The following is a 13,633-nucleotide window of genomic DNA, read 5'->3' as shown; positions in this document are numbered from 1 at the left end:
AACCGAGTGATGTGTGTTTAGGACACTGCCTTGACCGCGTGGAAATGTCCGGACCGCGTCAAGATCTACAGCGGACCCCGGCCGACCCGCGAAATACGGGCCGGCCGGGGTCCGGGGTGCGAACTAGCTACGGCGGCGCCGGGACGCCTCGTAGAGCACGACTCCCGCCGCCACACCGGCGTTCAGGGACTCCGTGCCGCCCGGCATGGGGATGCGCACGCGGTAGTCGCAGGTCTCGCCGACCAGCCGCGAGAGGCCCTTGCCCTCGCTGCCGATGACGATGACGACGGGACCGGAGAGCGCCTCGAGGTCGCCGACCTCGTGGTCGCCGTCCGCCGCGAGCCCGACGATCGCGAGCCCGGCCTTCTTGTAGGACTCCAGGACGCGGGTCAGGTTCGTGGCGCGCGCCACCGGCGTACGCGCCGCGGCACCGGCGGCCGTCTTCCAGGCACCGGCGGTCATCCCGGCGGCACGCCGCTCGGGGACGACGACGCCGTGCCCGCCGAAGGCGGAGGCGGACCGCACCACGGCGCCCAGGTTCCGCGGGTCCGTCACACCGTCGAGGGCGACGATCAGCGGGTCCTCGCCCTGGTCGTACGCGGCGGCCGCGAGCTCCTCGGGGTGCGCGTACTCGTAGGGCGGCACCTGGAGCACGAGCCCCTGGTGGTTGAGCCCGTTGGTCATGCGGTCAAGCTCGGGGCGCGGGGCCTCCATGAGGTGGATGCCGCCGCGCTCACCGGCGAGCTGAAGCGCCTCGCGCACGCGCTCGTCGTTGTCGATGAACTGCTGGACGTAGAGCATCGAGGCCGGCACGCCCTCGCGCAGCGCCTCGACGACCGAGTTGCGCCCCACGACCATCTCGGACGTGCCCTTGCCGCGGCCCTTCACGGAACCGGGACGGCGGCCGCCGGGGCCGCCGGACCCGGCGGTCTTCTTGGCCGCGGCGTTGGCGATGCGGTTCTTCTTGTGTCCCTTGCGCGCCTCGGCGGGCGGCGTCGGGCCCTTGCCCTCAAGGCCGCGGCGCCGATTTCCACCGCTGCCGACCTGCGCGCCCTTCTTGCCGGACATGCGGCGGTTGTTAGCGGCCATGACCTACCTGTCTCTGTGTTGCGTGCGGCTGCCTGCGAACTGCATGGCTGCCCACTGCGTGACTGCGTACGTATATGAAGTGTGCCGCCCGGGTCGCCGGGCGGCACATCGCGAGGTCAGACGCTCAGCGCGGGCCGAGAGTCCACCGCGGTCCGTTCGGGCCGTCCTCGATGACGAGGCCGGACTGGTTGAGCTGATCGCGGATGGCGTCGGCGGTGGCCCAGTCCTTGCGGCCGCGCGCGGCCTCCCGCTGCTGGAGCACGAGCCGCACGAGCGTGTCGACGACTCCGTGCAGGTCCTCGCCGCGGTCTCCCTCGCCGGCCCAGTGCGGGTCGAGCGGGTCGAGTCCGAGCACGCCCAGCATGGCCCGCACCTCGGCGAGCCGCTCCACCGCGGCTTCCTTGTCGTCGGCGGCCAGGGCGGAATTGCCCTGCCGGACCGTCGTGTGCACGATGGCCAGCGCCTGCGGGACGCCCAGGTCGTCGTCCATCGCGTCGGCGAAGGCGGGCGGCACCTCGGCGGCGGGCTCCACGGGGCCCCCGGCCTTCTCCACCACGCGCTGCACGAAGCCCTCGATCCGCGCGAACGCGGACTCCGCCTCGCGCAGGGCCTCCTCGCTGTACTCGATCATCGAGCGGTAGTGCGGGGTGCCCAGGTAGTAGCGCAGGACGATCGGGCGCCACTTCTTGACCATCTCGGAGACGAGGACCGAGTTGCCGAGCGACTTCGACATCTTCTCGCCGCTCATGGTGACCCAGCCGTTGTGCACCCAGTACCGCGCGAACACGTCACCGAAGGCCTTGGCCTGCGCGATCTCGTTCTCGTGGTGCGGGAAGATCAGGTCGATGCCGCCGCCGTGGATGTCGAACTCACGGCCGAGGTACTTGTGGGCCATCGCCGAGCACTCCAGGTGCCAGCCGGGACGGCCGCGGCCCCAGGGGGTCTCCCAGCTGGGCTCCCCCTCCTTGGCGGACTTCCACATGGCGAAGTCGCGCGGGTCGCGCTTGCCGGTCTCGCCCTCGCCCGAGGGCTGAAGCAGGTTGTCCAGCTCCTGGTTGGACAGCTCCAGATAGCCCGGGAAGGACTTCACGTCGAAGTAGACGTTGCCGTCCGACTCGTACGCGTGGCCGCGCTCGATCAGGCCGCGCATCATCTCGACCATCTCGGTGATGTGCCCGGTGGCGCGCGGCTCGTACGTGGGCGGCAGGCAGCCGAGGACGTCGTAGCCGTCGTTGAAGGCCCGCTCGTTCTCGTACCCGATCGACCACCACGGGCGGCCCTGCTCGGCCGACTTCCGGATGATCTTGTCGTCGATGTCCGTGACGTTGCGGATGAAGGTGACGTCGTAGCCGCGGTGGGCGAACCAGCGGCGCATGATGTCGAAGTTGAGCCCCGACCGGATGTGCCCGATGTGCGGGGCCGCCTGCACCGTCGCGCCACACAGGTAGATCGAGACACAACCGTCGATGAGCGGGCTGAAGTCTCGGATCTGCCGGGCGCTGGTGTCGTACAGGCGAATCGTCACCACTCCAGGGTAGTGGTCGCAGGACAGTGCCCTGCGACCTCTGGGGTCAACAGGGCACGGAACTGTGACATGCGCGGGTGCCGGAAGGCCTCAGAGGCGGCCGACGACCTTGCGCGGAGTGACGCGGACGACGACGCGGGGGTCGTCGTTGACGGAGGACGGGTTGAACTCCGCGTACTTCAGGCCGGTGTATTTCAGGGCCAGCTCGTCGATGAGCTCCTGCCCGCCCTCGGTGGTCATCGTCACCTCGCCGCGGATCTCGGCGTACGTGTACGGGGCGTCGAAGGGCTGGAGCAGCACCGTCACGCGCGGGTCGCGGCGCAGGTTCCGCTCCTTGCGGCGCCCGATCGTGGTGGAGAAGAGCAGGTCGTCGCCGTCACGCTTCACCCAGACCGGTGAGACCTGGGGGCTGCCGTCGGGCTGGATGGTGGCGACGGAGACGAAGACGGGGGTGTCGAGAAGGGCCTTGAGCTTGTCGGACAGTTCGGCGGCCATGGCGGATGCCTCTCTCTCGTACGTCGATGGGTGACGCCGCGCGGTGCGGGGTGCGTTCTCCGATACTGCTCCAACACACCCTGCCCCGGCGGCATTTCACCCGTCACCGGTACGCCGGTCAGCCCGTCCGCACGACCAGGGCCGTGGCGATCGCGGCGAGGCCCTCGGCGCGGCCGGTGAGGCCGAGCCCGTCCGTCGTCGTGCCGGACACGGCGACCGGGGCGCCCGCCGCGGCGCTCAGCGTCTTCTGCGCCTCGTCGCGCCGCTTGCCGACCTTGGGGCGTACGCCGATGACCTGGACGGCGATGTTGCCGATCTCGAAGCCTTCGGCGCGCACGATCCTGGCCGCCTCGGCGAGCAGCGTCACACCGGAGGCACCGGACCACTCGGGCCTGCCGGTGCCGAAGTGCGCGCCGAGGTCGCCGACGCCGGCGGCGGAGAACAGGGCGTCGCAGGCGGCGTGCGCCGCGACGTCACCGTCCGAGTGCCCGGCCAGGCCCGCGCTCTCGCCCTCCCAGAGGAGTCCGGCGCACCACAGCTCGCGCCCTTCCTCGAAGGCGTGCACGTCGGTGCCGATGCCGACCTGCGGGAGGCGGATCTGCCGCGGCTGGTCCTCAGAACCCATCGTTGGCCCTCCTGCGGGCGAGCACGGCCTCGGCGAGGACGAGGTCGAGGGGCCGCGTGACCTTGAAGGCCTCCTCGTGTCCGGGTACGACGACGACCTGGACGCCCAGCTGCTCGACCATCCCCGCGTCGTCCGTGACGTCGCCGGTGACCGTGGCGTGGGCGCGGACGAGGGTGTCGCGGTCGAAGCCCTGCGGGGTCTGCACGGCGCGCAGACGGGCCCGCTCGGGCGTGGCGAGCACGGGCTCGGGCGCTCCGGGCTCGCCCGGCTCGACCTGCTTGACGGTGTCGGCCAGGGGCAGCGCGGGGACGACGGCGGGTGCGCCCTCGCGCACGGCCTCGATGACGCCGTCGACGGTGTCCACGGGCACGAGCGGGCGGGCCGCGTCGTGCACCAGGACGACGCCGATGCCCTCCGGCAGGGCGTCGAGGCCGAGCTTCACGGACTCCTGGCGGGTCTCGCCGCCGGGGACCACCACGAAGTCGGTGCGGTCGGGCAGCGCGTGGTCGGCCAGCAGGGACTTGACCTCGGCGGCGCCCTCCGGCGGGGCCACCACGACGACGAGCGAGACGGCGCGGGACGCGGCCATGGCTCGTACGGCGTGGATGAGCATGGGCGTGCCGTTCAGCGCGCGGAGCGCCTTGGGGGCGCCCGGGCCGAGCCGTACGCCGCGTCCGGCTGCGGGGATCACGACCGCGGTGCGGGATTCCTCAGACATCGCTTCCGTTCAGGTTTGTGGGCTCGGGGGAGGTGGGTATGGCCTCAGCGTGCCGGGCGCGACGCCTTGACCGGACCCTTCCGTGACATCTGGTCGAACCAGCTGCCCGAGCCCGGCACACACGCCAACAGCACAGAGAGCACCAGACAGCGCTGAGCAGGGCGTACGTATTCGGGGACCAGCGTCTTCCCGGATCGCGTCCGGGTACGAACATGCCGCAGCGCCCGGCGACACCATTGAGGGTCAGCGGGCACCGCGGCATTTCATGGCGCCAAGACGTATGCGTATGTCAGGACGCGATCAGGACGCGAGGACCTCGTCAAGCAGGGCCTCGGCCTTGTCCTCGTTCGTGTTCTCCGCGAGGGCGAGCTCGCTCACCAGGATCTGGCGAGCCTTGGCGAGCATGCGCTTCTCACCCGCGGACAGTCCGCGCTCACGCTCACGACGCCACAGGTCACGCACGACTTCCGCGACCTTGATGACATCGCCCGATGCGAGCTTCTCGAGATTTGCCTTGTAACGACGGGACCAGTTCGTGGGCTCTTCGGCGTACGGCGCGCGCAGTACTTCGAAGACCCGGTCGAGCCCGTCCTGACCGACCACATCACGTACGCCGACGAACTCCGCATTGTCCGCAGGCACACGTACCGTCAGGTCGCCCTGGGCGACCTTCAGCACCAAGTAGGTCTTGTCCACGCCTTTGATCTGGCGAGTCTCAATGGCCTCGATCAGCGCGGCCCCGTGATGGGGATAGACCACGGTGTCGCCAACCTTGAACGTCATGTGACAGGTACCCCTTCCGTGGCTATCCATCCTAACACGAGAACCGCCTCTTCTGAATGGCGTTTTCGCAGGTCAGGGCATATCTCGGGGCTTGACAACAGCAACAGGAACGTGCTGCGAAGGGCTTCCGGAGCGAGGTATTCGCAGGTGGGAGCGGCTCTCCGGGGAAGCAGAAACATGCCCGTCACACGCCCTCCGAGAGCGCTCCACGAGGCTGAACGTCCCGGTTTGCCAGGTTCCAAGCGGTGAACTTCCGCTACTCCGTTCGGTGACCGGAGAGACGTGCTAGCCGCCGTTCGGCGTGAATCCGGAATTGATCAAGTGCCCCCGATGATCAATTCCCCGGACTTCCCCGCACCGCCATGCATTCCTTACGGGAAATCCGCAAGACGGGCCGTGATGACTCTTGACGGTCCTTATGTGAATGGTGAACGAGAGGCCAATGGCGTGCAGGTGACGGCAGGGGCGTGTGTGGCGGGACATGAGGGGCGGACAGGAAGGGTGCGGGAGAGGCTCGCGGGTCCTAGGGGCGGGTCGGGTGCGGCGGCACGGGAACGGCTCGGTAACCTGAGCCCGCTGACACACACTTAGGACGGCTTTACGGCCGTCCGCCCTCCCGTACCGCTCTCGTTCAAGGAGTTGCCGCCGCCGTGAGCCGCAGCCTTCGACGTGGCGCCATCGCCGCCACCGCCATCGCGTTCTCGCTCGCGTCGCTCGCCGCGTGCGGCGCCGGTAACAACGCTCAGACGCACGAGATCAAGCCGGACAACGCCGCGACCGCCGTCGGCGACATCAAGATCCAGAACGCCATGGTGATCACCCAGCCCGACCTGAAGTCGACGGGTCCCGCGGTGATCGCCGCCACGATCTTCAACAACGGCAGCACCGACCAGACCCTGGACGCGATCACGGTCACCGGTACCGGCAAGAAGGCCGAGATCAAGCCGGGCAAGGACGACAAGGCCTCCAAGCGCGGCGGCCCGCTGACGATCCCCGCCGGCGGCTCCGTCGTCATCGGCGGCAAGGACAACGCCACCGCCGTCCTGCCCAGCAGCCGCGAGGCCGTCAAGGACGGCAACGCGCAGCCGGTCGTCTTCGCCTTCAGCGAGACCGGCGACGTGAAGATGAAGACCTTCGTCGTACCGGCCGAGAGCTACTTCAAGAAGTGGGGCCCGACCGAGGTTCCCGAGGCTCCGGGCTCGAAGCCGTCGACGAAGCCTTCCGGCGGCGCCTCGACCGACCCGTCGGGCGAGGCCTCCACGAACCCCTCGGGCACGCCCGCCGAAGGCGCGAACACCGAGCCGTCCGGGGCGGCCTCCACGCCGGCCGGTGACGGCGCCCAGTCGCACGGTGCGGGCGACGCCGCCGAGCACTGATCGACGCACGTACGAAGGGGCGGGAACCCGGCACCGGGTTCCCGCCCCTTCACGCGTCTACCGAGGGCCCGGCTACGGCTCGAACTTGTAGCCCAGGCCTCGCACCGTCACCAAATAGCGCGGAGCACCGGGGTCCGGCTCGATCTTGGCGCGTAGGCGCTTGACGTGGACGTCGAGGGTCTTGGTGTCGCCCACGTAGTCCGCGCCCCAGACGCGGTCGATGAGCTGCATGCGGGTCAGGACGCGGCCCGCGTTGCGCAGGAGCATCTCCAGGAGGTCGAACTCCTTGAGGGGCAGGTCGACCTTGGAGCCGGAGACGGTGACCACGTGGCGGTCCACGTCCATGCGGACCGGGCCCGCCTCCAGGGCCTGCGGTGCGACCTCCTCGGGCTCGCCGCGGCGGCGCAGGACCGCGCGGATGCGGGCCACGAGCTCGCGCGACGAGAAGGGCTTCGTCACGTAGTCGTCGGCTCCTATTTCGAGGCCGACCACCTTGTCGATCTCGCTGTCCTTGGCGGTGACCATGATCACCGGGACGTTGGAACGGCTGCGCAGCTGGCGGCAGACCTCCGTGCCGGGCAGGCCGGGCAGCATCAGGTCGAGCAGGACGAGGTCGGCGCCGTTGCGCTCGAACTCGTCGAGTCCGTCGGGTCCGGTGGCCGCGATGGCGACCTCGAAGCCCTCTTTGCGGAGCATGTAGGACAGGGCGTCGCTGAAGGATTCCTCGTCCTCGACGACGAGCACTCGGGTCACGGAAGGACCTCCGGGGCAGGAATGGGTTCGTACGCAGTGGTCTCGCCGGGCCGTGCGGTGTCGGCTTCGCTGCCGTTCCCGCCGTGACCGGATCCGCGGTCGCGGGCCGCGGCTGCTTCGGGCAGCCGCAGGGTGAAGGTGGAGCCCTGTCCCTCGGAGCTCCACACGGTGACCTCCCCGCCGTGCGAGGCGGCCACATGTTTGACGATGGCGAGGCCGAGGCCGGTGCCGCCGGTGGCCCGGGAGCGGGCCGGGTCCACTCGGTAGAAGCGCTCGAAGATGCGCTCCTTGTCCTTGTCGGAGATGCCGATCCCCTGGTCGGTGACGGCCACCTCGATGAGGTCCCCGCCCGGTGCGGTGACCCGGCGGGCGGCGACGCCCACCCTGGTCCGTGCGGGCGAGTAGTTCACGGCGTTCTCGACGAGGTTGCCGAGCGCCGCCGCGAGCTGGCCGCGGTTGCCCCATATCTGCAGGTCGGCGGTGCCGCCCGCGGCCATGGTGATCTGCTTGTGCGAGGCCTGGTGACGGCTGCGGTCGATCGCCTCCGCCACCAGTTCATCGACACGGACGGGTTCGGCGTCCTCCAAGGGGTCGTCGTTCTGGACCCGGGAGAGGTCGATGAGCTCCTGGACGAGGTTGGTCAGGCGCGTCGCCTCGATCTGCATGCGGCCCGCGAAGCGTTCGACGGCCTCGGGGTCGTCCGAGGCGTCCATGACGGCCTCGGAGAGAAGGGAGAGTGCCCCTACCGGGGTCTTGAGCTCATGGCTCACGTTCGCGACGAAGTCGCGTCGTACGGCCTCGATGCGGCGGGCCTCGGTGAGGTCCTCCACGAGGAGCAGGACCAGGCGGGAGCCGAGGGGCGCCACGCGGGCGGAGACGGCGAGGGCCTCGCCGCGGCCGGTGCCGCGGCGCGGCAGGTCCAGCTCGACCTGGCGTATCTCGCCGTCGCGGCGGGTGTCGCGCGTCATCTGGAGCATGGGCTCCACGGCGAGCTTGCCGCCGCGGACCAGGCCGAGGGCGTACGCCGCCGAGCTGGCCTTCACCACGCTGTCCGCCTCGTCGAGGACGACGGCGGACGAGCGGAGCACGGAGAGCACCGTGTCGACCCCCGGCGGCAGTACGGGGTCTGTGTGCAGGGAGGTCCGGGTGGGGCGTTTCAGGTCGCGCTCGCTCCAGCGGAACGCCAGCATGGCGATGACACCGGTACACACCCCGGCGATCGCTGCCGCTGCGGCGACCGCCGCGTTCACGTCCATGCCCCCAGGTTATGCGCCGGATGAGCATCCGCCCCAGCCATCCGGGTACCGGCTCGAACACTCGTCGCCCAGAGTTCACCGAGGGGACGGTGGTGGTTCACTTCGGCCGAACGGGTTACTCCGGTCCTGGCCGGAGCGGCTCCGGGGGGCGCGCTACGCGTCGCCCACAGTTCACCTCGGTGACAGGGACGGTTCATTCGGGATGCCGGAAACGGACGCGTCGGACCCGCACCGTGGGAGCGTGGGGGTCACCCCCCGGGACGTACTAGAGAGGGACATCCACATGCGGGACGCGTACCACGAGGAACTTGACTCGATCGGCGAAGGCCTGGTCGAGATGGCCCGCCTCGTCGGGTCCGCGATCGGGCGCGCCACGACGGCCATGCTCGACGCCGACCTGAAGATGGCCGAGAGCGTGATCGCCGCCGACCAGAAGGTCGACGATCTGCAGCACGAACTGGAGGCGCGCGCGATAGCCCTCCTCGCACGGCAGCAGCCGGTCGCCACCGACCTGCGCATCGTCGTCACCTCGCTGCGGATGAGCGCCGACCTGGAGCGCTCGGGCGACCTCGCCCAGCACGTCGGCAAGTTGACGCGCCTGCGCTTCCCCGCGTCGGCCGTTCCGCAGGATCTGCACGCGACGATCCTGGAGATGGGGCAGCTGGCGCAGCGGCTGATGGCCAAGGCGGCGGAGGTCATCATCACCAAGGACGTCGATCTGGCGCTCCAGCTGGAGCAGGACGACGACGAGATGGACCTGCTGCACCGCACGCTCTTCCAGCACCTGATGGACGACCGCTGGAAGCACGGCATCGAGACGGCCGTGGACGTGACGCTGCTCGGCCGCTACTACGAGCGCTTCGCCGACCACGCGGTCTCGGTGGCGAAGAGGGTCGTCTACCTGGTCACCGGCGAGCACGCGGACGAGATGCAGCAGACGGGGACGCCCGTGGAAGGCGCCTGAACAGGCCCTCGCGTCGGCGACGTACGCGCAAGACGTATGCGTCAGACGTACGCGTCAGACGTACGCGCAAAGGGTGTGCCCCGCATCGATGGATGGTGCGGGGCGCACCCTTTTGCGTGGTCCGGTCCGCTGGTCCAGTGGTCCGGATCGCTCGCTCCGGGTGCCTCAGCCGCAGCAGCCGCCGCACTGGCACGGTCCGCCCGACTGACAGCCGCAGCCGCAGCCCGAACCGCAGCCGCAGGCGCCAAGGAGCACGAGTGCGGGCAGGCCGGGTGTGTCGGCCGACTGCTCGGGGACGGGTTCGGTGATGGGGGACTCAGCCATGGGTCTCCTCCTCGAAGGCGTACTGCCTGATGCCCGTTCCATGCCCACCGGGAAGGGGCGCACCAACGGCGCACACGCGCGTTCGGCGGGCCCATCGCATCCGGCTCGCGCCCGCGAAGTCACTCGCGAAACTCTCTCCACAACCTTCACAGGAATGCCCTACTGTGAGGGCGCTGCAACGGGGGATCAAGGCCCAGGCCTCTGACCTGGGTTCTTTCTATGTGGGGGGTCACATACCGTGCGTACGCGCACCATCTCGACCGCGACAGCGCTCGCGGTCCTCTTCAGCTCCGCGGCTCTGGTCGCGGTCACGTCCGGCCAGGCCGCGGCGGACTCGTCGAAGCTCCTGAACGTGAAGTCGGCGGGTGACGTGCTCGTGGACGGGGAGCACCAGCGCGTCTACGTCTCCGACCCCAGGGGCGGCAAGATCGTCGTCACGGACTACACGGGCGCCGTCAAGGCCACCCTGGACGGGCTCCCTGACGTCGAGGGCCTCGCGCTCTCGCCCGACTCCGGCCAGGTGTACGCGGCCGTGGCGGGGCTCAACCGGATCGTCTCCGTGGAGACGTCCTCGTACACGCAGAGCGCGAGCTACGCGCTCGACGGCGCCGAGAAGCCGCGCACCCTGGCGCTGGCGAGCGGCAAGCTGTGGTTCGGCTACGGCCCGGACGCCGGGGGCGGCATCGGCTCGCTCGACCTCTCCGGCGCCGAGCCCGTCGTCGCGCTCGGCCAGGACGGTGACGCGAGTTTCTACGCGGCGCCCGAACTCGGCTCCGATCCCGATTCCGGCATCCTCGTCGCCGGTGAGAAGGCGACCAGCAACGACACCCTGACCGTGTACGACGTGTCGGGGCCGAAGCCGGAGCTGAAGGTCTCCAAGTCGGTGGAGGGCAGCTTCTTCGACGACATCGCGGTCTCCCCCGACGGGACCCAGATCGTCACGGCGAGCGGCGCCCCGTACTACCACCCGGTGTACTCCACCAAGGACCTGTCGCCGGTGGGCCGTTACGACTCCGGGGACTACGGCGCGGCCGTGGACATCGCCCCGGACGGCACCGTGGCCGCGGGCACCTCCTCCTGGTACGCGCCCGACGTGCACATCTACCGGCAGGGCAAGTGGTCCAAGGTCCGGGAGTACGAGTTCCCGAACACCGGCAACAGCAGCGGCGCCGACACGCTCGCCGAGGGCGGGCTCGCCTGGGCGCCGGACGGCAGCCGCCTCTTCGCGGTCTCCGAGAACAGCGAGGGCGTCTTCTCGCTGCGGGTCCTGACCGAGCCGGGCAAGTCGCTGCCGAAGCTCACGGTCACCGCCCCCACGAAGGCACCCCGCGCCAAGACCCTCACCGTCACCGGCAAGCTCGCCGACACGGCGGCGCCGCTGCCCGCCGGGACCGAACTGACCGTCACGCGCACGGACATCGAGTCCCCCGACGGCAAGGCGCTGCCCAAGGCGAAGACCAAGGCGGACGGTTCCTTCTCGTTCACCGACGTCCCGCCGGCCGGCGGGAACGTGAAGTACAAGGTGGCGTACGCGGGTGACGCCACGCACGCCGCGACCTCCGGTTCGGACACGGTCGACGTCGCGCGGACCGCGACCAAGCTGACGCTGAACAAGAACGGCAACGTCTACGGCTACGGCGCCGACGTCTCCTTCACCGCGCACCTCGGCACCACGTACAAGAACCGCACCGTCGAGATCTGGGCCAACCCCTACGGCGCCGACAAGCCCAACAAGCTGATCAAGAAGGGCGTCGTCAACTCCCGCGGCGACCTGTCGGCCACCGTCGACATGAAGCGCGACACGGACGTCACCGCGGTCTTCGCGGGCGATGCCCGGTACACGTCCAAGAAGGCCACGTCCACGGTGGGCGCCAAGGTGAAGGTCTCCACGTCCGTCTCCAAGCACTACAAGACGGGCAAGATCGGCTCCACGACGTACCACTACTTCCACAAGAACACCGATCCGGTCCTCACGACGTCGATGACGTACTACCAGGGCCGCAAGCACCGCTTCCAGCTGGAGGTGCGCGTGGACGGCAGGTGGCGCTCCGCGGGCGCTTCCGAGTACTTCAAGCTCGGTACGAACGGCAAGTCCGCCGTGCGCCTGGAGGCTCCCGGCGAGTCGGGCATCCGGGCGCGGATGCGCGCCTCGTACATCAACAACTCGTCGGGCGACAACGTGAACTCGACGACGCACGGGTCCTGGAAGTACCTCAACTTCACCCGGTGAAGCACCTCGACTTCACCTGGTGAAGCACCTCAGCTTCACCCGGTGACACCGGGGACGCGGTCGGCGACCGCGTCGGGGGCGGGGACGGTGGGTGTGGGCACCACTCCCACCGTCCCGTCCCCGTCCCCCTCCGCCGGGAGCCCCCTCATCAGCGACCAGTAGCCGAGGGCGGCGACCGTCCCGATGACCGCGCAGGTGCCCCAGAGCCACTCGGCTCCGAAGCGGTCGATGACGAAGCCGGACATCAGCGGGGCGACGAGCGCGGCGACGGCCCAGGACAGCGTGTACATGCCCTGGTAGCGGCCCCTGCCGTGCAGCGGTGAGAGCCGTACGACGAGGCCGGTCTGCGTCGGGGCGTTCACGATCTCGGCCAGCGTCCAGACGCACACGGTCAGGGCGAAGACGCCGATGGACCCGGCGAACGCGGTGAGCCCGAAGCCGTAGCCCGCGAGCAGCGCGGAGACGACCAACAGGCGCTGCGGGTCGCGGTGTTCGATGAAGCGGGTGACCGGGATCTGAAGGGCGACGATCAGCACGCCGTTGACGGCGATGGCCATCCCGTAGTCGGCGGGCGTGAACCCGGCCTCTCCCATGGCGACGGGCAGCCCCACCGAGCCCTGCTGGAAGATCAGCGCGATGAGGAAGGAGAGCCCCACGACGCCCATGAAACGCCCGTCGCGCAGGACGGCCCCGAGGCCGACGTCCGGCTCGGCGGCCTTCTCCTGGGCGGTGCGCACGGGCCTCGACTCCGGCAGCTTCACGAAGACGACGATCGCGCAGACCAGGGTCATCACGGCTTCGATGAGGAACCCGGCGAGGTAGCTGAACTCGGCGATGAAACCGGCGCCGGTGGAGGAGATGGCGAAGCCGAGGTTGATGGCCCAGTAGTTGAGCGAGAAGGCCCGCACCCGGTCCTCGGGGCGGACGATGTCGGCCATCATCGCCTGGACGGCGGGCCGCGAGGCGTTGCTCGCCATGCCGACGAGGAACGCGACGGCCGCGATGGCCAGCGGGTCCTTCATGAAGCCGAGCAGCGCCACGGACAGGGCGGTGGAGGTCTGGGCGATGAGGAGGGTGGGCCGCCGCCCGAGCCGGTCGGTCATGACACCGGCGCCCAGCGAGGAGACGACACCGCCGAGGCCGTGCAGGGCGGCGACGAGACCGGCGTACGTGGCGGAGTAGCCGCGGTCGAGTGTCAGGTAGAGCGCCATGAAGGTGGCGACGAAGGCACCGAGACGGTTGACGAGGGTGCTGATCCACAGCCACCAGAACGCGCGGGGAAGACCGGAGACGGAGTCCTTGGCGGCGCGTCTCAGGGCGGCGAGTGGCATCGGGGTCCCCCACGGATCAGTCGTACGTACAGAGCGCTCAATGTAAGCGTCGCTAGCGACGAGCGAACATTACGACTCGGCGGTCCGGAAGAGCCAGCGGATTAGCAGAACCCGTCAACTGTCGCCCGTCTCACGCCCGCACTGTCCGGGGTCCGGGCGGACGC

Annotated in this window: 13 protein-coding genes; 3 read left to right on the top strand and 10 right to left on the bottom strand. The window is 69.8% G+C overall.

Going from position 1 to position 13,633, the window contains the following annotated elements; all coding sequences use genetic code 11:
* Window positions 1-123: 123 nt before the first annotated feature.
* The 6 genes from rlmB to ACIGXX_RS10260 form a co-directional block, all read right to left on the bottom strand.
* A complete protein-coding gene (gene rlmB, locus ACIGXX_RS10285) occupies window positions 124-1,089 on the bottom strand; it encodes a 23S rRNA (guanosine(2251)-2'-O)-methyltransferase RlmB (RefSeq protein ID WP_351168491.1) in 966 nt (321 codons plus the stop codon).
* 124 nt (window positions 1,090-1,213) lie between these two features.
* The gene (cysS, locus tag ACIGXX_RS10280) at window positions 1,214-2,614 is read right to left on the bottom strand and encodes a cysteine--tRNA ligase (RefSeq protein WP_351168489.1); all 1,401 of its coding nucleotides are present in this window, start codon (window positions 2,612-2,614) and stop codon (window positions 1,214-1,216) included.
* 90 nt (window positions 2,615-2,704) lie between these two features.
* Complete coding sequence (locus ACIGXX_RS10275) at window positions 2,705-3,109, bottom strand: PPOX class F420-dependent oxidoreductase (RefSeq protein WP_351168487.1); 405 nt, start codon at window positions 3,107-3,109, stop codon at window positions 2,705-2,707.
* Between the two features lie 118 nt (window positions 3,110-3,227).
* Window positions 3,228-3,734 carry a 2-C-methyl-D-erythritol 2,4-cyclodiphosphate synthase gene (gene ispF / locus ACIGXX_RS10270; RefSeq protein WP_399974543.1) on the bottom strand — a complete coding sequence of 169 codons (507 nt, stop codon included), beginning with the start codon at window positions 3,732-3,734 and terminating at the stop codon, window positions 3,228-3,230.
* Entirely contained in the window at window positions 3,724-4,452 is a 729-nt protein-coding gene (gene ispD, locus ACIGXX_RS10265; RefSeq protein ID WP_351168484.1) for a 2-C-methyl-D-erythritol 4-phosphate cytidylyltransferase, read from the bottom strand. Before ispD ends, ispF begins: the two co-directional genes overlap by 11 nt.
* Window positions 4,453-4,752: 300 nt before the next feature.
* A complete protein-coding gene (locus tag ACIGXX_RS10260) occupies window positions 4,753-5,235 on the bottom strand; it encodes a CarD family transcriptional regulator (protein ID WP_003953493.1) in 483 nt (160 codons plus the stop codon).
* Between the two features lie 650 nt (window positions 5,236-5,885).
* On the opposite strand from ACIGXX_RS10260, the gene ACIGXX_RS10255 reads away from it, so the two are divergent.
* On the top strand, window positions 5,886-6,611 hold the full coding sequence (locus ACIGXX_RS10255; protein WP_361467206.1) for a DUF461 domain-containing protein: 726 nt from the start codon (window positions 5,886-5,888) through the stop codon (window positions 6,609-6,611).
* 72 nt (window positions 6,612-6,683) lie between these two features.
* Here the strand turns inward: ACIGXX_RS10255 and ACIGXX_RS10250 are convergent, their stop codons facing one another.
* Together ACIGXX_RS10250 and ACIGXX_RS10245 are read right to left on the bottom strand one after the other, a co-directional pair.
* Complete coding sequence (locus tag ACIGXX_RS10250; RefSeq protein ID WP_030362171.1) at window positions 6,684-7,364, bottom strand: response regulator transcription factor; 681 nt, start codon at window positions 7,362-7,364, stop codon at window positions 6,684-6,686.
* Window positions 7,361-8,620, bottom strand: coding sequence for an ATP-binding protein (locus ACIGXX_RS10245; RefSeq protein ID WP_351168480.1), 1,260 nt, complete (start codon window positions 8,618-8,620; stop codon window positions 7,361-7,363). The genes ACIGXX_RS10250 and ACIGXX_RS10245 overlap by 4 nt, the downstream gene beginning before the upstream one ends.
* A gap of 283 nt (window positions 8,621-8,903) precedes the next feature.
* Here ACIGXX_RS10245 and phoU point away from each other — a divergent pair, with 283 nt between their 5' ends.
* Window positions 8,904-9,584: a phosphate signaling complex protein PhoU gene (gene phoU / locus ACIGXX_RS10240; RefSeq protein WP_160510362.1), complete on the top strand. Its 681-nt coding sequence runs from the start codon at window positions 8,904-8,906 to the stop codon at window positions 9,582-9,584.
* Window positions 9,585-9,749: 165 nt separating this feature from the next.
* On the opposite strand, the gene ACIGXX_RS10235 is transcribed toward phoU, so the two are convergent.
* Entirely contained in the window at window positions 9,750-9,908 is a 159-nt protein-coding gene (locus ACIGXX_RS10235; protein WP_351168478.1) for a hypothetical protein, read from the bottom strand.
* Window positions 9,909-10,146: 238 nt separating this feature from the next.
* On the opposite strand from ACIGXX_RS10235, the gene ACIGXX_RS10230 reads away from it, so the two are divergent.
* A complete protein-coding gene (locus ACIGXX_RS10230) occupies window positions 10,147-12,138 on the top strand; it encodes a YncE family protein (RefSeq protein ID WP_383819037.1) in 1,992 nt (663 codons plus the stop codon).
* 35 nt (window positions 12,139-12,173) lie between these two features.
* Here ACIGXX_RS10230 and ACIGXX_RS10225 read toward each other — a convergent pair whose 3' ends face one another.
* Window positions 12,174-13,469 (bottom strand): MDR family MFS transporter, encoded by a 1,296-nt coding sequence (locus ACIGXX_RS10225; RefSeq protein WP_399974536.1) that lies wholly within the window; start codon window positions 13,467-13,469, stop codon window positions 12,174-12,176.
* Window positions 13,470-13,633: the final 164 nt, after the last annotated feature.

Source organism: Streptomyces sp. NPDC055243, assembly GCF_044544025.1.
Lineage (GTDB): Bacteria > Actinomycetota > Actinomycetes > Streptomycetales > Streptomycetaceae > Streptomyces.
Note: the sequence above shows the minus strand (reverse complement) of the source record. Positions and strands in the feature narration are given on the sequence as shown.